The following is a 21,696-nucleotide window of genomic DNA, read 5'->3' as shown; positions in this document are numbered from 1 at the left end:
GCTTTAAAGCTTATCCAGCTTAAAATAACCGAGTATGATTTCGTCGTCTGGCAAATCTGGCTGCAACGTAAGCTGGATATGCCAGGCGGCTTTCTGTTCGGGAGAAAGGACATCTTCAATGCGGTAGATGTCATCGACGTCAACCCCATACTTTTCGTCGACATGTGCAGTAGCCCCTTTTAACTTTGCTATGGTGCTTTGCTTAAAAAAGGATGTATGTTTTGATACAGACATGGCTTTTTTGCGATCGTCTTGTACGGTAAGCAAATTATAATGCTGCTCTTCAAGCTTTCCAGACTGATATCCGCCAAGGTTAATAAAAAACAATCTTTGCCCTGTTGCTCCCACTCCCCCTGATTTGGGCACCACTTTTACAGCATAGCCCTCAACGCTTGTTACTTCGCGCCAGCCATCTATATGCAAACTATTGCCAGCCTCGGGCCAAAAAGCTTTCATGGCAGGCACAAGTTCTTTTATCGATGTGGCAATACCAAAAAAATAGTCGTGCTGCTCCACATTACGGGCAGGTGCCTTTGAACCCAGCAAAACCATGAATAGTTTATAATCCTCCATTATTCAGGCAAATTTAATAGCCTTTTCACAATTGCCAGTGATGAAGCTTCACCAAAGTCAAGCCCCGAGTAATCTGGATTAAAGCCACCGATAAATGGTACGGCCATGAAATAAAGGCGCTCGTTATAAGCATTATAATCATCAACCGCCTGGAAGTAGTCGTTTATTGCAACACCGGGCACGGTAAGATAATAATTACCCTTGCTATCTTTGGTAACCGGTTGTCCATCTTTTTCAAGCAATTCTTTACCTGCCTCAGCACTTTTAAAGCGCAGCCTTGCCCTGCTAACAGTACCTTCATTAATCAAGCTTTTGAAAGGAATATCCTCGTATGCCAGGTGCCGCTGGCCAATGCAGTCAACAAAAGTTTCATAGTGATTTACATGCGACCCGCCATGCTCATCTGTATAACTGTATATCACGCCGCCCTTATCATCAGGCTTTACTTCGCTGTCATCACCAACAGCTATCATGGTTAGTTTACCAGCATTGTGCATAGCCATTAATGTTTCGGCCGAGCTTTGGGGCACAAAGGCAATCACAACAGAAATTAAAGGCATCAGCGTGTTTTGTAGGCGCAGCATGTCTTCTGCCGAGAAATACTTTGCCGGATAGTTCATGGCAAAACTTAAAATAGCCAGCATCTCTTTCCAGTATACAGACTGGTGCCGTTTGATGGAGCGTTCGGCCTCGTCGTATTCTGCTTTTAACAGTTCAAAGGGATCGGCTTTTTCCCGTTCATTCATTACATGGCTCACGAAAGCCTCCATGTTCATGTCCTTTATTTTTTCGTAAAATGCAGGATCATGCTGTTGAATTCCTTTTTTAAAATTTTGCTCAAACACATAATCCAATGACAGAAAACCTTCGTTCTTAGTTCTGTTTTCTTCTACCTCTTCGTGGCTTAAAACCGTATCCTTACCTAAATGGGTATCTTCAAGATGGAAACGTACTGCCGGCAGCAAGCCATTTCTTGAGTGCATAACAATTCGAAAATCAGGGCTGTCATCATTCACTTTAAAAGTTAGCACGCCATCACTGTTCTTTTCAAAAACACCGTTATGGCGGCCAAGTGTGCGTATGGCATCAATTGCTGTTAATGATGAACCCCGCACGGCAACAGCATGATTGGCCTTAATAGCGATTTTTTGAGGTGGATAAGGTGAATCAAACCAACCAGTTACCTGCTCTTCATATCTTTTAGGCCACAAGTGCCCGGTACAAATAATCACACGGTCGTATGCTGCCTTTTCACCCTGTGCAGGTATTACCCATATTTCTTCCTTTTCACGGTCATCTTTAATGTCAGCAACCGCGCTGTTGTAAAACACCTCCGTGTTGATACCCTTTGCCTTTCCCAGTTCAAGCAGCAGCTTAAACTGGGCATTCAGGTATTGTCCAAACAACAAGCGGGGTAGTACCTTATAATCATTAAACTTTGCCGGATCGATATTGTATTTATCAAGCGTGTCTTTGGGTACAGTATTAATCCACTCTGAAACCGAGGTGACCATATCGGGTATTTCATTACCGGAGACGTTGGTGATATGTTCATCCGCTGCACCGGCATGGCTGTAAGGCATGCCGCTACCGAGGCTGCCGCTTTTTTCGTAGATATCTATTACTAAATGATGATCGCCGTTTTCTATCAGGCGCTTGTACATGAACATGCCGCTTGGGCCACCGCCGATTATGGCAACACGTAAATGTTGGTTGTTTTTGGGGTTGTAAAGTTTCAAAGCAAGTAAATTTGAAGTATCAGCAAAGCAGCATAAATAACCAGCCACTAAAGTCTTTGTTTTAAACCAGCATTTATCAATGAATTAATATGTTATAATCTTAATTGAGCAATTATTGTATTTTAGAAAAAAACTTTGCGGTGCTAACTAAAATATATTCTTCGCTTTTGCTGCTTGCGGCAATTTATTCAAATGCTGCGGCCAAACCTGTGGCACTTCAATGCGAGCACTTAAATAATCCGCTTGGTATTGATGCCTTGCACCCTAGGTTATCATGGCGGATGGACGATCCCAGGCAGGGCGCCAGACAAACTGCTTATCAGCTTATTGTAGGTACAGATTCGGCACAGGTTGCGAAAGGCACAGGGACCGATTGGCAAACTGCCGAAATTAAATCGCAGCAAACATTGGTCAATTACCAGGGCAAGCCCTTGCATGAATTTACCAAGTACTACTGGTGTGTACGCCAGTGGGATAAAGATCATAAAGCTTCGCTATCATCAGTTGCCTCGTTTGAAACAGCCATGCTTAACATGGACCAATGGAAAGGCTACTGGATAAGCGATCATAAAAGCATCGATGAAAAGGCTGCACCGTATTTCAGGCATGAGTTTTCAGTTAAAAAGAAGATCGTATCAGCGAGGGCTTATATCGTAGCGGCTGGCTTGTACGAGTTATATATTAATGGCCAGCGCATTGGTGACCACCGCCTCGACCCGATGTATACGCGTTTCGACCGACGTAACCTGTATGTAACTTATGATATAACTGCTGAACTACAGAAAGGCAAAAATGCGCTTGGCATTTTACTGGGTAATGGCTGGTATAATCATCAGTCGACCGCGGTATGGTATTTTGACAAAGCCTGGTGGCGTGCCCGCCCGGCGTTTTGCATGGATCTGCGCATTACCTATTCTGACGGCACAGTTGAAACCGTTGTTTCTGATGCTTCGTGGAAAACGGCTTTAAGCCCTGTGGTTTTCAACAGCATTTACACAGGTGAGCATTATGATGCCCGCCTGGAGCAACCCGGATGGAACAAACCCGGCTTTAACGATACTACCTGGAAAGATGTGCTGATCAGGCCTGCCCCGTCTGAAAAAATCAAATCGCAAACTATGGTGCCTATCCGCAATGTATTGCGCATACCTGTAAAAGCCATGCATAAGATAAATGATACCGCTTATGTATTTGATATGGGGCGTAACTTTTCGGGCGTTAGCCAGCTTACGGTTAAAGGCGAAGCAGGAACGGTGATCAGGTTACAACATGCAGAACGTTTATATAAAAATGGCCGCGCCGATCAATCGAACATTATTATGCATTATCGTCCGCATGATGATCTCGACCCGTTCCAAACCGACATATTTACCTTAAGTGGCAAGGGCGAAGAAACCTTTATGCCGCGCTTTAATTACAAAGGATTTCAGTATGTTGAAATTACCAGCAGCAAACCGATTCATTTAACCGAGCAAAGCCTTGTGGGCTGGTTTATGCACAGCGATGTAAATAGCGTTGGGCATGTCTCCTCGTCAAACCCTATTATAGATAAGATCTGGCAGGCTACCAATAACTCTTACCTGTCGAACCTGTTTGGCTATCCAACCGATTGCCCTCAGCGTGAGAAAAACGGATGGACGGGTGATGCGCATATCGCTATAGAAACAGGCTTGTATAACTTCGATGGTATATCAGTTTACGAAAAATGGATGAATGACCACCGCGACGAGCAGCAGCCAAATGGCGTATTTCCGGCTACTATACCATCAGCGGGTTGGGGTTACGAATGGGCAAACGGCCCCGACTGGACAAGTACCATCGCTATTATCCCATGGAAAATCTACGAATTTTACGGCGATAAAAAAGTACTTGTTGCTTGCTACGATAACATCAGAAAATATGTGGATCACATCAATTACCTGTATCCATCAGGCTTAACCACCTGGGGTTTGGGTGATTGGGTGCCGGTAAAATCGCAATCCCCGGTTGAACTAACTTCTTCTATTTATTACTATACCGATGTCAATATTTTGGCAAAGGCGGCTAAACTAATTGGTAAAACAGATGATTACAACAAGTACTCGCTGCTTGCCGAAAAGATTAAGGATGCTATCAATAAAAAATATCTCAATACCAAAACAGGTGTTTACGGGTCAGGCTATCAGACCGAGCAAAGCGCTCCGCTGTATTGGGGTATAGTTCCTGAGCAACTTAAACCAAAAGTAGCTGCTAACCTTGCCAAAGCTGTGGCCGATGCAAACTACCATCTCGATGTTGGCATACTTGGCGCTAAGGCTATATTAACCGCATTAAGCGACAATGGCTATGCCGACGTGGCCTACAAAATAGCCGCACAGACAACTTATCCATCATGGGGATGGTGGATGGTAAACGGCGCTACTACGCTTTACGAAAACTGGAACATTGATTCGAAGAGTGACATCTCCCTGAACCACATTATGTTTGGCGAAATAGGTGCGTGGCTTTATAAAGGCATTGGTGGTATAAGGCCCGACGCTGAACATCCCGGCTTTAGTAACATCATTATTGAGCCGCATTTTGTATCAGGACTTACACATTTTGAAGCCGAACACGATGCGCCGCAAGGAAAAATCATTTCAGCATGGAAAAGAAACGGCAGTGATGTTGACTATCATTTAATTATCCCTGCCAATGCTACAGCAAGTTTGCGCCTGCCAAAAGGTAGGATAACGCTTAACGGCAAACCGTTTCAAAACACAGGAAAGCTGGTATCCGGAACGTATGACTTTAAGGTGCTATTACAATAATAGTTGGTTACCTATTGAAAATTTTCTTTAAAATTGAAGATCTGGTTTTTTATGGCATATAGCACAATACCAACCCTCGATTTAAGATTAAGCTTTAAGAATAACGATTCCCTGTAATTGTCTACGGTACGGTGGTTCACAAACATTTTATCGGCAATCTCTTTATAGGTAAGTTCAGAACAACATAGTTTCATAAACTGAAGTTCGCGCTTGGTAAGCAGCAGCTTGCTGCTTTCTTCTTTTACATTTTTCAGCAGTTTGCGCGATACCAGTTCGTTCATGTAACTGCCTCTTTCATGTAAATGAGTAATGGCATTAAGCAGCTCGCGTGGGCGTGATTCTTTTAACACGTATCCGCATGCGCCGGCCTTGATCATTTTAATTACCGAAACATCATCTTCAAACATACTTAATGCTAAAACCTTTACCTCCGGATAATTTTTATAGAGCCAGGCAGTAGCATCATAACCATCCATTAGCGGCATATTAATGTCCATTAATATTACATCAGGCGCATTTTCTTTCTGAAGCATCTGCTGCATTTGGATACCATGCCCCGCCTGAAACAGGATATTGATCTCGCTAAACTCACATAACAATGCCGCCATTCCTTCTCTGAATAAAGTATGGTCATCCACAATAGCAATATTAATTGGTGATGTTTCCATTACGGATAAGGTATAAATAGTGTAATACTGGTGCCCTTTCCCGGCATAGAATAAATTTCTGCACTTCCGCCAATCATGGCCGCCCTGCGATTAATGTTTTGCAAACCCATTCCATTTTTATCTTCCTGTTGTGTCCCCGGGTCAAACCCAACACCATTATCTTCAACAATCAGATTCAATACCCCCTGTTTAAGCTCAAGCTTTATGCTGATGCGGGTGCAAAAGGCATGTTTGATAATGTTATTAATAATTTCCTGTATGATACGAAAAATGAAAAGATCTTTATCTGCATTGCCGCTTTCGGGCCAGTGTTTTTCTATCTGGTAACTTATTTCAAATCTCCCCGACTTTTCCAGCCACTGCAACTCTTGTAAAACAGCATTAGCCAGGCCCTGCCCAATCAGGTTTTCCCCTTGCAGTAACCGGCCAAGCATCCGCATTTCCTTTATCGAATTATTGGTAAGCGTTATGGCAGTATCTATCTTCTGCTTAATTTTTCCGTCTTGTTCAATTTCAATTGAGCCCAGCGTAAGTGATGTTAAACTTAATAACTGACCGATGTTATCATGCAGTTCGGCGCCTATGGTTTGCAACGTTTGTTCCTGAACCTCATATTGTGTTTTAATAAGTTCGGCGCCAAAAGCATTTTGCATTGCTGCTTTTTCTTCAATATGCTTTTGTTTACGGCGGTTATAAATTAGTACAAGCAAAATAAGGCCACAGGCAATCAACAGAAAGATTACCGAGGTAGTTATAACTGCGATATATATTTCTCTTTGATTTTCAGACATATAACAGCCTTAATCCAAAAACAATACAATATAATGTTTAATACATTCATAATAATATACCGTAACGATACTGTATGCTTGATTTTAACCCGCACCAGCTGGCTAAAAAAAGTATCTACCCCTATACTTGTTGCATAAAAAATAAAGCAGCCCGATATAAACCAAAAAGCAGGCTCTTTTAAAAGATTAACATAATGCTCGGTTTGAAACAGACTGTAAAAATAAACCATGCAAAATAATATCGCCACAACCGACCCGTATATACATGTTTTTTCAAAAAATGTGGTAATCCCTACCTGGTGCCATTCTATGAAATAAACTATCACAAAAGATATGAATGCTGTATATATCAACCCACGAAAGTTACTAAACAGCCACAACCTTGATATAAACCATATATCAAAACTAAATTCAACAACCATAAAAAGGTTGTAAATCCACTGGTTATTGCTTTTAAGCATCCAGCCCAGGTAATAAGCAATGCTTTCTGTAGCCACGACTATACCGAGGTAGTATTTTATAACATTCCAGTACCTGGGAACTGGTTTCTTTATTAGCAGAATGGCTACTACAAAGCATAACCATTCTGCTAAAAGATAGTAAGGGAACCTTAGCATCCGATTTTTTAAAAATTACTTCCAATATCATCATGATAAAAGCCATCACCATCGCCTCCGTCGCAATCCGGTGGGCAAATAGAGCCCCGGTCTAAGCCGCTTCCTACGGTAATACTGCCCAATACATCCGTACCTGCGCCTGCAAGCGAGACAAAATCATTTCCCTTTAGCATATCATGCCAAATTTGGATCGCTGATCCTCCTGATAGCTTTTCTTCTTTTATAGTGGTGTTACACAAAATAACCGTATCAAAAGGTTTATAACCTGGCCGGTTTGCAGGGCAGGTATCCATACTTACATTATGGCTGCCTTTGTAAATTTTTAATCCATAATCAGAGGTTGCTGCTATTTCTGCATCAGTTAATCTGAGTATACCATTACTAACCAAAAGTTTAAGTAATTCGGGCACAGAGAAATGGGCAAATTTTAAGGAGAACCTATCTTTAAGCCTGTTTGCGCGGTAAGCTTTTACCATGGCTTTAATAGCTTCGGCATCTATGGGGCCGCCTAAGAAATCACTTTTAGTGCTGTTTAATTGAATTGGCATGTGTTAAAGGTTTAATTGTGAATAATTAATTAAGTAGTCTCCCCAAATCTCACACTTAACTACCAGATTTACAACGTTTTTATATCCTATTAAACACCGTAAAAACACCTTTTTAATAAGGGCGATGCTACATTACCTTAAGCCGAACGCTTACATGAAATTTGAATAATACACACTTAAATCTTTACAGCTATGTTATTATTCGACGAAAACTACAATCAACTTGATGCCAAAGAACTGGTAAAAGAGTTCGGTAATCTTGACGACGTTACCACGCCTACCGAAAGCGAACTTGAACAGGAGTTAGGCAAGTACTATGAAAAGGCTTTGCAGGCAGAAGCAAAGTCAAACAATTTTGCCATTAGCTTTACAAGCAATTTTGCTGCAGCAATAAATGTAGGTGGTATCTTAAAAAAAATAAAGGATTTTATTTGCAGGGTGCTTACAGGCTCTTCAACTGTTGAAGATATTATTGAGGCCGTGCTTGATGCATTATCAAGTATTATACCCGGCGGCATCATACTTAAACCCATTGTGAAAAAGATTGTGAAATATATCCTTACAAAAGGTATTGACACCTTTTGCGCTGTTAGCGGCAACTAAAAACAAAGCCCCGGAGATATTCCGGGGCTTTGTTTTTATCTACTGTTTTTGATACCAGGTTTCGCCACCTATACAGTCTGCATTTGGCGGGCAGTGTATAGTAAGCGACAACGAATCTACTGTAGCATTGTATGCTACAGTATAACTAAGCGATTGAAATACCGGCGGATGTGATACCAGTTTATCAATTGCTACATAACCCTGGCTAGCATCATCTTTTGTGTAAGTGGTAGATATGTTAAGTGTTAGCTGGTCTTTTGAAACGGTATAGGTACCTACCGTTCGGTAAGTGTAACCAAGCACCTGGTTGCTGGAATTTGCTATGGCGCTTCTTAACTCAAAAGTACCATCGCTTTTAAACTTATATTCTTCTACCTGCACATCGCCTGAGCTGGCAACGATTTTCTTCTGCCATGTGCCCAAAAGCGGATCGGATTTGCCATTGTCTTTTTTGCAGCCTGCAATCATAAACACCGCTGCTGTAATAATGAATAAGGTTTTTAAAGTTTTCATGTTTCGGTTATTGTTATACAGCCATTACGAAAATGCAATGAACTGTATAACAATGAAGAGCAACTTTATTCTCAAGATCAGGAAGCATCCTATCTTCCACCCGGAGGGCAATGTTCACGAAGATATTGTGTATAAAGTGTACGCAAATGTTCGGTAGTGCCTTCGCCTTCTGATATGGCGTGTGTGCGGTTTGGGTATGACATCAGTTGAAACTGCTTGTTGTACTTAACCAGCTGATTGATCAGCTGCTCGGCATTAGCGTAATGTACGTTATCGTCTCCGGTACCATGAATGTACAACAGGTTTCCCTTTAAGTTTTTGGCATAAGTAACCGGCGACCCTTTAATAAAAACCGCACGCCCGGCTTCATCAGTAGGTACGCCCATATAGCGTTCCTGGTAAATATTATCATACGTAAGCTGGTTGCCCACGGCTGCAATAGCAATACCTGTTTTGTATACTTCAGGGTATTGGAACATCAGGTTAAGGGTTGACGAACCACCGCCGCTCCAGCCCCAAACCGCAACACGGCTGCTATCAACATAAGGCCACTTTAAAATCTCTTTGGCGGCCATTGCCTGGTCGTGTACGTTTAAAATGCCGATATTTTTATAGATCGCTTTACGGAACTCGCGTCCGCGTGGCGCAGGTGCACCGCGGTTTTCGATAGATATGTAGATATACCCATCATCAGCCATGCTGCCTTTGTACAACCCGTTACGCGATGCGCCAAACCTGTCTATCACGGTTTGCGAAGCCGGTTCACCATACACATAAAATACAACGGGATATTTTTTCGATGGATCAAAGTTAGTTGGTTTTACCATCCAGCCGTCCAGCTCAATGCCATCAGCGGTTTTCACTTTAAAAAACTCGGTTTTGTTTTTAACGGCATCGGCATTTAACCTAATTTCTGTACCACCGATGTGCTGGTGCTGCGGGATGTTAACCACTTCTGACAGCGGACGGGTAAAGCTGTTTGAAAAATTATGTAATGCCAGCTTACCATTCGGCGATAGCTCATAGCTGTGAGTGCCCGGCTGGTCCATTGGCGTAATACGGTCGGGCGTGGTGCTGCCATTTAAAGAAACACGGTATAAATAACGTTGTGTTGCATTCTCCGGCGATGCAATAAAATACACAAAACCGTCAGCTTCATCAATCAGGCTAACCTCCACCACATCATAGTTGCCTTTGGTAAGCAATTGCTCCTGGCCTTCACGATTGATTTTATAAATATGCCTCCAGCCGTCTTTATCACTTAGCCATATAAAAGCCTTACCGCTGCTTAACCAATCCCAGCCAATAGGTTCAGGCTTTACGTCAACCCAGGCCTTATCAGTTTCACTTGATATTATCCTCGCCGTTGCATTTGAAATATTGCACATGATAATGCGGCTTTCATTTTGTGCCCGGTTCAGCTGCTGCAATATCAGTTCATTGCTGCTGGCAGCCCATTCCATACGCGGGATGTAATGCTGCACAGCATCACCCGGAACTTTCATCCAGTTAGTTTTTGCCGTTGAAACGTTTACAACCCCTACTTTGCATGAACTTGGGTCGGTGCCGGCAACCGGATATTCAACAGGCACATTAAATGAGTAGGCAGAGTCTGTAGTGTTGAGCATCAGGTAGTTTCTGATCTTACGGGCATCAATTTGCCAGTAAGCGATAGACCGGCTATCAGGCGACCATCTGAACCCATCGCGGCAATCAAACTCTTCTTCATAAGCCCAGTCAAACGTACCGTTGATCAAACGCTTGGTGCCGTCAGTAGTTAAAGGCTTGATAGTACCTGTGGCTAAATCCTCCACATAAATATTATGTTCGCTTACATAAGCGGCCTTTGTACCATCTGGCGATAGCTTGGCAAACATCAATGACGATGCCGGCCTTCCTTTACCTAACTGTTTTAGTTTATTGGTGTGCAGGTCATAAAGCCAGTAGTCGCCCCGGGTATCATAGCGCCAAACCTTTTTGGTATTGGTGCTGATCAATACCTTATCTCCGTTTTGTGATACCGAAAACCTGCGTACCTTTATCGTGTCTCCTTTGGCAATGCCTAACTGGTTGCGGTTAAGCAGCACCGTTTGCTTTGATGGTTCGCGCGCATCTACGCTCACAATATTTCCATTGTCAAGCTCGTAATAGTGAAAACCATCTTTGGTCCATTGGGTGCCCGGAAACTGTGCAGCAGCCTGGTAAAAGCAGGCCAAACCAAACACAATGGTTAATGCCAGCCTGGCAAAAGGGGAAAATTTGAATTTCATTAGATCAAAAAATATAAATCGGCGTTTATAGTATTAGCCAACTGTAAATATCTAAATTCTGATAGCTGAATGAAAATAAGATACTCCATTTTTTTAAGCTTTTTTATATTAACCGCTGTTACTGCCAATGCACAGCAAATCAACCGCAGCAAATTTATTACCGATAGCCTTGATGCTTACATTAACAAGGCGCTCACCAATTGGCGTATTCCGGGTGCTGCTGTTTGTATTGTGAAAGACAACCGCATTGTATTAATGCGGGGCTACGGGATCAAAGAATTAGGGGTGCCGACCAAGGTAGATCAGAATACCCTTTTTATGATTGGCAGTAACACCAAAGCGTTTACAGCTACAGCCCTTGCCATGCTGCAAGAACAGCGCAAACTTTCGCTTGATGACAAGGTGACCAAATATATTCCGGAGTTTAAGCTGGAGAACAGCCAGGCTACACAAATGGTGACTATACGCGACCTGCTTTGCCACCGCATTGGTTTTGGCACCTTTCAGGGTGATTTTACCTACTGGACAAGCAACCTCACCCGTAACGAGGTGATTGAAAAAATGGCGCACATAAAGCCGCAATACCCCTTCCGTACCACATGGGGCTATACTAATGCCGCCTTTTTAACCGCGGGTGAAATTATTCCGCGTGTTACCGGTAAGCCCTGGGAAGTATATATCAAAGAGAATATTTTTGCTCCGCTGGGTATGACAAATACTTTGGCACTTAGCCAGGATTTCCCAAAGACAATTAATAAAGCATCTGCACATACCATAACCGATGGCAGGCTGATTGCTATTCCGTTCCCTTCTATAGACAACCTTGCTCCGGCAGGTTCTATCAGCTCCTCAGCCAGCGATATGGGCAAATGGATGATGACCTTACTCGACGGCGGAAAGGTTGGCAACAGACAGGTAATACCTGCGGCTGCTATTGATGCCACGCGCCAGGCACAGGATATTGTATCGGCAGCACAAGGGCCAAACGGCGAAGCTTATTTTGAGCTTTACGGCCTTGGCTGGTTCTTGCAGACTTATGATAATAAAATGCTGATAATGCATGATGGTGGCGTAAACGGGTATGTATCATCTGTAACGCTTGTCCCTTCAGAACATTTAGGTATTGTGATACTTACCAACAGCGACCAGAACCAGCTTTATGATGCCCTGCGCTGGGAAATTTTAGCTGCGTACTTTAAAAAGCCTTTTGAAGATTACAGCACTAAGGCCTTAAACCGTTACAAAGTGCGTTATGATGCTGCACTACAACAAAACATGCGCATGCGCGACTCTTTAGCACTTAACCCAAAACCTGCGCTATCACTAAATGATTATACTGGTAAATATATGAACGATCTGTATGGCAGCCTCACTATTGCCCGTGGTGATAATAACGACCTTGAAGTGCGCTTTGAGCATCACCCGCGCATGTTTGCCCGCCTGCAGCCTTTAGGAGGCAACCGCTTTTATGCCACATTTTCGGACCCGGAGTTTGGCAAAGCCATTTTCCCCTTCACTGTACAAAACGGCCGTGTAACCAACCTGCGTGTTAAGGTTTCAGATTTTATTGAATACGGCGCTTATGATTTTAAGAAGCAGTAGGGATAAAAGATGACTGAGGTAAGAGGTAATATGAGGTAGAGATGCAAGATCTTGCATCTCTACTAATTTTTAGAAGTCTATATCTTCAACTTAATACCAATCTTATTTAACAAGCCTGTAAGCCATATCATCAGGAAAGAAAAGATTAAGCACTTAATCAACCCGCCTGTTCCCTGGCTCAGGTATTCGGGATAGCCCAGGTTGGTCATTTCATAAATGGGATAAAATATGAACGGCACCAGGTAGCAGGTAAAGGTTTGCTTGCCTGCCGGTTCAATAATGCTGGCCCATTTATATTTATGCTTAAAATCAACCAGGAAGGCAAAAAAGGCATAGGCAATCAGGCTGAAACCGGTACAGATAAACACCCACGATGGAGTATCATGCGCTTTAGAAATACCGCCGCTGAAATACCTTACAATAATGCCCAGATTAAACAGGATAAATGCCAACAGGATCATGCCGATCCAAAGCAGCTGAATATCCTTGTTTTCTTTCAATCGCATGTACATTACAGACACTACAATACCTGCCATGGTAAAGGCCTGCATAGCGCCGTTGCCGGCAATCCATGCGTATTTTTGAACGGGCGCAAGGAAATCTAAAAGCCCGAAGTGGAAATCAAGATTAAAGAACAGGAAGAAGATCCAGGCAGCTGCCTGCACCCATAATACTCCGCCAGAGTAGTAGTAAATAAGCGCGCATAACAGGTATGCCCATCCGATAAGTCCCAAAATACCCCACCAGGTAAGGTGCAGCCAGGTTTGGCCGGGATCGGTTGTTTTGTATAAAACAGACATAGCTACCAGCAATGCAATACCAAAGCCTTGCAGCAAATAGCGTTTAACCTTACTAAAGTGGCTGTAATCAAGAAATATAAAGAAGAAACTGAAGGTAAGTAGGCTCTCCCATACGGGCTTGGGTAATATGGCTATAGCTTCGTTATAGGTTTCCATGTTGGCATGGTAAAAGCCTATAAAGATCAAAGCAAAGGACCGGGTAATAATTCTTGCAGGTATGCGATGATCGCCGCGTTTGATGCGGTTTTCAAAAGCAAATGGAATGGATAATCCTACAATGAAAAGGAAAGCAGGAAAAATAGTATCGGCAAATCCAAGTGCGTCGGCATTTTCAGCGGCATGTTTAAGCCAAGAGGGCGTTTTAGGTACTCCGTCAAGATCATTCACAAAGATCATCAGGAACATTGTAACAGCCCGAAAGGCGTCAATGGAACGCACCCGGTCATATACGTTATTCATTAATAAGGTAGATAGAGTGTTTACGGATGTTTGCTAATTTAACGCATCTGTGTTTAAAAGATTATAACTGTAAGTTAATTGTGACATTTTTAGTTAATCTCTGTCGCGGCTTAGCTTAGTAAATTTCAACGGATCCTCGTTTAGCTCTTCATTTTCGCGGCGGTGCCTAACAATGTGCAAAGCGGTAAATAATGCTTCACGGAAGGAAACCTCAGAAGCTTTATTTTGCCCGGCAATGTCATAAGCTGTCCCATGATCCGGCGAGGTGCGAACAAAATTTAAACCTGCTGTAAAGTTAACGCCCGACTCAAACGCAATCTGTTTAAACGGAATCAAGCCCTGATCGTGGTACATGGCCAAAACAGCATCAAACTGCAGGTAAGTACCATTGGCAAAAAAGCCATCAGCAGGGTATGGGCCAAATGCAAGTATATCGTTCGCCCTTGCTTCTTCAATAGCAGGGTTAATAATTGCTTGTTCTTCAATACCAATCAGGCCATTGTCGCCCGCATGAGGATTTAAACCTAAAACCGCAATTTTAGGTTTTCGTACCCAGAAGTCCTGCTTAAGCGATTCGTTCATCAGCTTCAACTTAGCCAATATTTTCCCGATAGTAATACTTTCGGCAACCTTACTTACCGGAATGTGCCCGGTTACAACACCTACACGCAGCGTATCGCTCACCAAAAACATTAAAGATTCGGCAGCGCCGTCACGATCCTGCAAGTATTCGGTATGACCCGGAAAACTGAACTGCTCGTTCTGGATATTATCTTTATTAATAGGTGCCGTTACCAGCGCATCAATATCTCCACTTACCAGGTCATCGGTAGCGCGTTGTAAAGACAGGAATGCATACTTGCCTCCGGTTTCATTAATAACACCTACATCAATCTTTACATCCTCTTCCCAGCAGTTAATCAGGTTTGCCTTTTTATGCTGCGCCTGCGAAGGATGGTTAATCACCGTAAAATTAAGGTCATGAACGTTGGCCAGCCGGCGGTGGAACGATGCCACCTTGGTATGCCCGTAAACAATTGGGGTGCAATAATCGAAAATTCGGGTATCGGCTAAGGTTTTAATGATGATCTCAAGACCAATTCCATTAACGTCGCCTATACTAATACCAATTTTTAGTTTTTCACTCATATTTAAATGGTTACACGATAGAAATATGATTACACTGATATGGAGTGAAACCAGTTTAACAACTGCAAAGAAAAGATTTTAAGCGCAATATTCCTGACAAAAGCATAAATATGAGTTAATTTGCTTTAAATACACGTTATATGTCATTAGTCAGAGCCAAAAAACATCTGGGTCAGCATTTTCTGACTGATAAAAATATAGCAGCCCGCATTGTCAACGGCCTGCGCCCCGAACAGCGTTTCAATCAGGTTCTTGAGGTAGGCCCGGGCATGGGTGTGCTCTCTGATATTTTATTCCAGCATGCCGAATATGAAACCTATCTGATCGATATCGACACAGAATCATACGAATACCTGCTGAAGCAATACCCCCAGGCTGCCAGCCGTATCATCAATGCCGATTTTTTGGAGATGGATTTTAGCAGCATATTTAAGCAGCCCTTTGCCATTATCGGTAACTTCCCTTATAATATATCTTCACAGATCTTATTTAAAGTGCTCGACAACCGCCAGCAGGTGGTTGAGGTAGTAGGCATGTTCCAGAAAGAAGTGGCAGAACGCTGCACCGCTAAGCCGGGGAGCAAAGAATACGGAATATTAAGTGTGTTTTTGCAGGCCTGGTATACTTGCGAGTATTTGTTCACGGTAAAAGCAGGATCATTCAACCCGCCACCAAAGGTACTTTCGGGTGTCATCAGGCTTACCCGGAATAATATCGCCACGCTCGACTGTGAGGAGAAGCTTTTTTGGCAGGTGGTAAAGGCAGGCTTTAACCAGCGCAGAAAAACTTTGCGTAATGCACTTTCGGCATTGATCAACAAAGAGAAAATGGCCGAAGAGCCCTTGCTCGATCTTCGGGCTGAACGGCTTTCAGTTAATGATTTTGTGGAACTGACTAACAAGATAACCGCAAACAGGTAGCGCAATTGCTTTAAGGCATCTTCTTATCGTAACATCATAAAATCAGTTTAGGTAAACATAATACTTGTTAAGATCAATAATACAGGTTCAAACGTATTCGCTTTGCATGACCAAAAAGTATTTTGAAAGGGTCTATATATAAATTTACAAATTATAGCGTTTGCATTATATTAACCACAATACACGTCCTTCTTTATCATGAAAAAGATTTTGCTGATCCTCTTTTTATTGTCTGCACACATTTTTGCCAATGCTCAAAAAGTTTATGAGCCTGACACCCATAAGCACCCCGAATGGTCAAAACCCTTTCCGCCGTTCCGTATTGCCGGCAATCTTTATTATGTAGGCACCACTGACCTGGCATGCTATCTTATTGTAACCCCTAAAGGCAATATACTGATCAATACCGGGCTGGCATCATCTCAACCACTGATCAAGAAAAGCATCGAAACGCTCGGCTTTAAACTTACTGATACCAAAATACTATTGACTACCCAGGCACACTTTGACCATCTTGGCGCTATGGCGGCCATAAAGCAACTAACGGGCGCTAAAATGATGGTAAATGAAGGCGATGCTGCGGTAGTAGCAGACGGCGGCCGCTCTGACTATGAACTTACAGGTAATGTTTGTGTATTTAAACCGATAAAGATTGACCGCGTTTTGCACAATGGTGATAGCATTGTGTTAGGCGGCACAAAACTGACGATACTGAACCATCCCGGGCATACTAAAGGCTCTTGCAGCTATATATTCAATGTAAAAGATAACAAGCGAAGCTATAGAGTACTTATTGCCAACATGCCTACAATAGTAACCGACAAAAAATTTAAGGATGTTACTACTTATCCTAACATTGCTAAAGATTATGCCTATACCCTTAATGCCATGAAGCATTTAAAATTTGATATCTGGATGGCTTCGCATGGTGTGCAGTTTGACCTTGTTGAAAAGCATAAACCCGGCAGCCCATACAATCCCTTAGCTTTTGCAGACAAGAAAACTTACTACGATGAACTTAATGAACTGCAAGCTGATTACGACAAGAAGCTGGCAGAGCAATAAACAGAACTATTTTGTTTCCACGTTGATGCCAGCAGCTTTAAAAGGATTGTAGGGCTTGTCAGAATAATAGCTCGCAGCTACAATGTCTTTGCCTACACCTTCGTATAGCAAAAGTAGAACTGAATTTCTGTTTTTGGGATCCTGATATATTGCATAGTAAAATGGCCAGGGCTGATTGAGATCGATATATATACCTTTTAAATTTAATCCTAATCTTTTTTGAGGTACTTTTTTAAGCTCTTCTGGTTTAACATCTGGTGCTAAAAAATAGGTTTCTAAGGTATCTTTCCGGTTAAATCTTATTTAATATTATGATCTTTTAACCAATAAATCTGAAATGCTCCGGTTGGCTTCTTTTTTATTTCCTGCCAATAAAATGTCCCCTTGGTTTGGTCACTTGGTAAATTCAATGCACAATATATAGCTGATACATTGCCTTGTGCCAACAATGTACCAGCTGTTAAAAGAAACAAAACTGTCAGGTAGGTGAATTTTCTCATTTCACAAACATTTGTTTTCATTCATGAATATATTAATTCGATTAATAGTGTCTACTCAGCTTTACCTTTCGCAAGTGTAAGTCCGTAGTTGTACAGGATATTATAGATCTCAAAGAACTTATCTTCATCCTTCTCTTCTAATGAAGTATTAACGAATAATATTACGGCGATATGCCTGTCCAGGTCAGACAGCATAAAGGTGCGCACACCAGGGTCAGAACCATTATGCCCGATACGCTTTCCGCCCATTTTAGTTGCCCAAAACAATCCCGAATTAAGCTTAGCCGGGTCTACATTTTCGGGCTTATCTTTTTCTGTGAACTGGAATTGCAGCATTTCCTTAACCAAACTTTCTTTTAAAACCTGTTTTCCGTTGTAGTTCCCATTGTTCAACAAGCAGATAAAAAAGCTGGTTAAATCATCCACCGTTGTGCGCACACCGCCATCGGGGTAAGTGGTGCAGCCATATAATGGTATTTGAGCAACAATGTCATTCTTTTTATCATAGAGCGCGGCGTGCTTAGCCAGATTTGTTTCTTTTAAAAACCAACTGGTATTATGCATGCCAAGTGGTTCGAAAAGATTTTGCTTGCTGTAAGTGTTTAATTTTTTCCCTGTTCGTAGTTCAACAATGTATCCTGCCAATGCAGCCCCAATGTTCGAATAATCGCGGTAGGTGCCGGGCTTATGGGCTAAAAAGTTTTCTTTGCTGTAATGTTTACCGCCTTTAACAAAGTAGTTTTTCAAAAAATCTCCCAATGCTTCAGGTGAATCTTTTCCATTATAATAAGTACTGTCTGTGTAAAACGGATAACGGTCTGTAAGCCCGGAGGTATGGGTAGCCAGCTGGCGCAAGGTGATGATTTCTTGCGGAAAGTTCGGATTAATAATCTTAAAAGGCAGGTAGCTGTTGATATTTTCATCCAAACTCACTTTACCCTGCTCAACGGCTTTCATCAGGCAGGCACCGGTAACGGTTTTGCTGACCGAGGCAATGTTCATTATCGTTGATGTGGTAAAAGGAGTTCCCTGTTCCTTGTTGGCAAAGCCATAACCATTCTTCCAGGCCAGTTTTTTATCTATGATAATAGCAGCACCAAGCCCCACCATGCCGCTTTGCTGCATTTTAGCAATAATCGTACTGTCTATTGATGGCTGGCTACTTTTACTCGATTGACTATGCGCTGCTATGAATAATATTCCAGTTAACGCAATGAAAGTACTGGTAAATAATTTTCTCATGAAACCTTTGCTGAACAGACAGCTTCTGTTTGGATGGTTCTAAGGACCAGTTGTTACGCCAGTAACTATAAAAGCTGCTGCTGCGTGGCGACCATAATCAGCTCGGCTACGTTTTTAACTTCAAACTTCTGTATCAGGTTACGGCGATGGGTGTCCACGGTAAGCGGGCTTAAAAAAAGCTCTTCGCCAATAACAAGGCTGGTTTTTCCTTGAGCCAGTAGCGCCAGTATTTGTTTTTCGCGGCGGGTAAGCTGAGGCGCCCCTTGCAACTCATTCTTCGATGGCTTGCTCATGATCTCCATCACATCCCTGCTATAACAAATGTTACCTGTAACCGCCTCACTGATGCAATGCCTCAACTCATCTAACGAGCTATTTTTAAGCAGGTAGCCATTCGCTCCATTCTGTATGGCCCGCATAATGATACTTCGTTGGGTGTGGTTACTCAATATTAAGATCATGGTCTCGGGCGACTCTTGTTTAACCTCCTGGCACAGATCGATGCCGTTTACATCAGGCAAAGTAATATCAAGTAAAATCAGGTCAACGGTATTGGCTTTTAAATATTCCAAAGTCTCGGCACCATTGTTAAACCCGCCAGCCAGTTCAAGATTATCCTCGTGCTGCAGCAGTGTTTTTAGTCCTTCAATTACTATGGGGTGATCATCTACAATAATGGTACGTAACTTATTCATCTGCTATGGTGTTAAGCTCAATGTTAATAATAGTTCCCTCACCGGGTGCTGATATGATCTCGAACTTCCCTTTCAGAAAAGCAATTCTGTTTCTCAGGTTATCAATTCCCATACCTTTTTTATTGGCAAGTATGGCGGTGTCAAACCCTACTCCGTCATCTTCAAATGTTATAAAAACGGTGTTTGCATTCTGGCTGCATTGTAATATAATGTTGCTGGCCTGTGCATGTTTTATAGCATTGGAGATCAGTTCCTGCACAATGCGGTAAATATTTAACTGAACATTTAAGGCAATGGTTTTGCCCAGGTCGAACGACTCGAAAGTAATGTGCAGCCTGTCGCTCATATGAAACTCGCACAGATCTTTCAATGCCACTTCAAGCCCGAATTTTAAAAGGCTTTCTGGTACCATGTTGCGGGCAATACGCCTTAGCTCTGCTACCGAAGTATCCAGCTGACCAATGATACGGTGCAGATCCTTATCCTGCGATACGCTTTCCTGGTTATTGCTCCAGCCTGAAAGGCCGATCTTAACCCCGGCAAGCATTCCGCCCAGGCCGTCATGCAAATCCCTGGCCACACGTTCGCGCTCGTGTTCTTCACCGTCAAGCATGGCCTTAATCACCTTTAACTGCTCACGTTGCTCCATTTCATGCAGTTGTTGGCGGTGGTTTATTTCCTTTTGCTCTGCCAGTTTCCGGATGTTACGGGCGTTAAGTATCACTACAAACAGAATAATTACCAAGAGCAGACATACAGATCCCAGCAGCCATTTGTACAAGCGTTCGTTTTTAATGATCAGTGCCGTTTGCTTATTCTGCGATTGTAATAAAGTGATCTTTTTCTGGTTTTCAGCGCTTCTATATTTCGTCTCCAGTTCGTTTATCTTTAGCTCGGTTTGGCTTTTACTGATGCTGTCAGATATGGTGCGGCTTTTATTTAGCCAGGTGTAGGCCTCTTTATAATCTTTTAAATTTTCATTGGCTTTCGCTAACTCCAGAAATACCGCTGCCCTGTCATTACTATTGGCGATGAGCGTACCTTCTTTAACTATATCCAGCAGTATCTGACGGGCTTTGGCATATTGTTTTTGCTGAGTAAGGATCTCATACTTACGAAAAAGAAATTGCTGATAAAGCTGCGTTTGGTTATACTTTTTTGCCAATACAATGCCTTTGTCCACACTTATTAAAGCGCTGTTATAATCTTTAATGGTTTCATTATATAAAGCTTCGTTGTTATAATATAAAGTATAGTTTAATGACCCGGGGAAGGGTTTTAGTAAATCCTGTGCCTTCTTTAACAAAACTTTTGCCTGTCCGGGCTGGCTATCGTAACAATTAATACTCACTCCGCTCAGGTAGGCAAATAACAGGTTGGTTGTATTAGGCTTGCCTTTTTCCAAAAGCTCTATGGCTTTCTGGTTATAAGATCGTGCCTTTGCAAACTGATAATTATTCATCAGTATGGTAGACAGTTGGGTATAATAGAAAGCAAGTGTTGCCGGGTTGCCTGTCTTTTCTGCAATAGGGATAACCTTATCTAAAGTAATACGGGTAATAAAGTCGTATCCTTTAGCATCCTTGTTCATGATGGCATAGTTGTACAAAGCGGCCGCGCGTTTAGCATAAGCTGCCGGGGTTTGAAATTTAGCAAGCGCCTCTTCGGCTTTTTTAAAAGCTACCGATGCTTTCGGGTGGTTCCAGTTAAAGTAGTACTGCCCTTCAAAGAAATAGGCTAACGCTTTATAATAAGGTGTATGGAGCGAGAACTTCTTTCCTTCTTCCAGGTAGGATTTACTTTTTACAGTGTCCTTAAACTTCCAGTATTCTACCAGCGCAAAACTTGCATTAGCTTTTGAACTATCTGCCCGCGTGCTTTTTAAGATAGCTTGCAGGCTATCGGTATATCTTTTTTCATCAAGCGGAACCTGTTGTTGTGCAAACGATTTAAATGCAACTGCAAATAATAACAGTATAGGGACTATCTTTTTCATCAACCGGTAAATGGATGTGTTACGGAAATAATACTTACCATGGTAAGTATAGTGTAAATATCTCGCTCACCACAAAACACCATGCTAATAATTTAAACCATTTAAAAAATACCTGAAAATAAGTAGAAAAGAACCCTTAAAAACTGGTATTTAATAG

18 protein-coding genes are annotated in these 21,696 nt (G+C 42.3%); 5 read left to right on the top strand and 13 right to left on the bottom strand.

Features of this window, described 5'->3' with window-relative positions; all coding sequences use genetic code 11:
- Nucleotides 1-3 precede the first annotated feature (3 nt).
- A complete protein-coding gene (locus PQ461_RS01490; RefSeq protein ID WP_274207855.1) occupies nucleotides 4-573 on the bottom strand; it encodes a DUF1543 domain-containing protein in 570 nt (189 codons plus the stop codon).
- Entirely contained in the window at nucleotides 573-2,312 is a 1,740-nt protein-coding gene (locus tag PQ461_RS01485) for an FAD/NAD(P)-binding protein (RefSeq protein WP_274207854.1), read from the bottom strand. Before PQ461_RS01485 ends, PQ461_RS01490 begins: the two co-directional genes overlap by 1 nt.
- 140 nt (nucleotides 2,313-2,452) lie before the next feature.
- Between PQ461_RS01485 and PQ461_RS01480 the strand changes: the two genes are divergently transcribed.
- Nucleotides 2,453-5,101, top strand: a complete 2,649-nt coding sequence (locus PQ461_RS01480) for an alpha-L-rhamnosidase (protein ID WP_274207853.1) — start codon at nucleotides 2,453-2,455, stop codon at nucleotides 5,099-5,101.
- A gap of 11 nt (nucleotides 5,102-5,112) precedes the next feature.
- Here the strand turns inward: PQ461_RS01480 and PQ461_RS01475 are convergent, their stop codons facing one another.
- The 3 genes from PQ461_RS01475 to PQ461_RS01465 form a co-directional block, all read right to left on the bottom strand.
- Complete coding sequence (locus tag PQ461_RS01475; protein ID WP_274207852.1) at nucleotides 5,113-5,769, bottom strand: response regulator transcription factor; 657 nt, start codon at nucleotides 5,767-5,769, stop codon at nucleotides 5,113-5,115.
- Nucleotides 5,769-6,560, bottom strand: coding sequence for a sensor histidine kinase (locus PQ461_RS01470; RefSeq protein ID WP_274207851.1), 792 nt, complete (start codon nucleotides 6,558-6,560; stop codon nucleotides 5,769-5,771). The genes PQ461_RS01475 and PQ461_RS01470 overlap by 1 nt, the downstream gene beginning before the upstream one ends.
- A 625-nt stretch (nucleotides 6,561-7,185) precedes the next feature.
- Complete coding sequence (locus PQ461_RS01465) at nucleotides 7,186-7,725, bottom strand: hypothetical protein (RefSeq protein WP_274207850.1); 540 nt, start codon at nucleotides 7,723-7,725, stop codon at nucleotides 7,186-7,188.
- Between the two features lie 192 nt (nucleotides 7,726-7,917).
- Here PQ461_RS01465 and PQ461_RS01460 point away from each other — a divergent pair, with 192 nt between their 5' ends.
- Entirely contained in the window at nucleotides 7,918-8,328 is a 411-nt protein-coding gene (locus PQ461_RS01460) for a hypothetical protein (protein ID WP_274207849.1), read from the top strand.
- A 39-nt stretch (nucleotides 8,329-8,367) separates the two neighbouring features.
- On the opposite strand, the gene PQ461_RS01455 is transcribed toward PQ461_RS01460, so the two are convergent.
- Both PQ461_RS01455 and PQ461_RS01450 read right to left on the bottom strand, forming a co-directional pair.
- Complete coding sequence (locus PQ461_RS01455; RefSeq protein WP_274207848.1) at nucleotides 8,368-8,841, bottom strand: hypothetical protein; 474 nt, start codon at nucleotides 8,839-8,841, stop codon at nucleotides 8,368-8,370.
- Nucleotides 8,842-8,930: 89 nt separating this feature from the next.
- Nucleotides 8,931-11,111, bottom strand: a complete 2,181-nt coding sequence (locus PQ461_RS01450) for a S9 family peptidase (RefSeq protein ID WP_274207847.1) — start codon at nucleotides 11,109-11,111, stop codon at nucleotides 8,931-8,933.
- A gap of 69 nt (nucleotides 11,112-11,180) precedes the next feature.
- Here PQ461_RS01450 and PQ461_RS01445 point away from each other — a divergent pair, with 69 nt between their 5' ends.
- The gene (locus PQ461_RS01445) at nucleotides 11,181-12,713 is read left to right on the top strand and encodes a serine hydrolase (protein WP_274207846.1); all 1,533 of its coding nucleotides are present in this window, start codon (nucleotides 11,181-11,183) and stop codon (nucleotides 12,711-12,713) included.
- Nucleotides 12,714-12,790: 77 nt separating this feature from the next.
- On the opposite strand, the gene PQ461_RS01440 is transcribed toward PQ461_RS01445, so the two are convergent.
- On the bottom strand, nucleotides 12,791-13,972 hold the full coding sequence (locus PQ461_RS01440) for a DUF5009 domain-containing protein (protein WP_274207845.1): 1,182 nt from the start codon (nucleotides 13,970-13,972) through the stop codon (nucleotides 12,791-12,793).
- Nucleotides 13,973-14,065: 93 nt separating this feature from the next.
- Nucleotides 14,066-15,121 (bottom strand): 4-hydroxythreonine-4-phosphate dehydrogenase PdxA, encoded by a 1,056-nt coding sequence (pdxA, locus tag PQ461_RS01435; protein WP_274207844.1) that lies wholly within the window; start codon nucleotides 15,119-15,121, stop codon nucleotides 14,066-14,068.
- A gap of 140 nt (nucleotides 15,122-15,261) precedes the next feature.
- On the opposite strand from pdxA, the gene rsmA reads away from it, so the two are divergent.
- Both rsmA and bla read left to right on the top strand, forming a co-directional pair.
- Complete coding sequence (gene rsmA / locus PQ461_RS01430; protein WP_274207843.1) at nucleotides 15,262-16,041, top strand: 16S rRNA (adenine(1518)-N(6)/adenine(1519)-N(6))-dimethyltransferase RsmA; 780 nt, start codon at nucleotides 15,262-15,264, stop codon at nucleotides 16,039-16,041.
- 198 nt (nucleotides 16,042-16,239) lie between these two features.
- Nucleotides 16,240-17,106, top strand: a complete 867-nt coding sequence (gene bla / locus PQ461_RS01425) for a subclass B3 metallo-beta-lactamase (RefSeq protein WP_274207842.1) — start codon at nucleotides 16,240-16,242, stop codon at nucleotides 17,104-17,106.
- Between the two features lie 299 nt (nucleotides 17,107-17,405).
- On the opposite strand, the gene PQ461_RS01420 is transcribed toward bla, so the two are convergent.
- The 4 genes from PQ461_RS01420 to PQ461_RS01405 all read right to left on the bottom strand — a co-directional run bounded on the left by PQ461_RS01420 (nucleotide 17,406) and on the right by PQ461_RS01405 (nucleotide 21,539).
- The gene (locus PQ461_RS01420) at nucleotides 17,406-17,606 is read right to left on the bottom strand and encodes a hypothetical protein (protein WP_274207841.1); all 201 of its coding nucleotides are present in this window, start codon (nucleotides 17,604-17,606) and stop codon (nucleotides 17,406-17,408) included.
- A gap of 51 nt (nucleotides 17,607-17,657) precedes the next feature.
- Nucleotides 17,658-18,848: a serine hydrolase domain-containing protein gene (locus tag PQ461_RS01415; RefSeq protein WP_274207840.1), complete on the bottom strand. Its 1,191-nt coding sequence runs from the start codon at nucleotides 18,846-18,848 to the stop codon at nucleotides 17,658-17,660.
- A 65-nt stretch (nucleotides 18,849-18,913) separates the two neighbouring features.
- A complete protein-coding gene (locus PQ461_RS01410) occupies nucleotides 18,914-19,543 on the bottom strand; it encodes a response regulator (RefSeq protein WP_274207839.1) in 630 nt (209 codons plus the stop codon).
- Nucleotides 19,536-21,539, bottom strand: coding sequence for a sensor histidine kinase (locus PQ461_RS01405; RefSeq protein WP_274207838.1), 2,004 nt, complete (start codon nucleotides 21,537-21,539; stop codon nucleotides 19,536-19,538). The genes PQ461_RS01410 and PQ461_RS01405 overlap by 8 nt, the downstream gene beginning before the upstream one ends.
- Between the last annotated feature and the right edge of the window lie 157 nt (nucleotides 21,540-21,696).

Source organism: Mucilaginibacter sp. KACC 22063 (assembly GCF_028736115.1).
Lineage (GTDB): Bacteria > Bacteroidota > Bacteroidia > Sphingobacteriales > Sphingobacteriaceae > Mucilaginibacter.
Note: the sequence above shows the minus strand (reverse complement) of the source record. Positions and strands in the feature narration are given on the sequence as shown.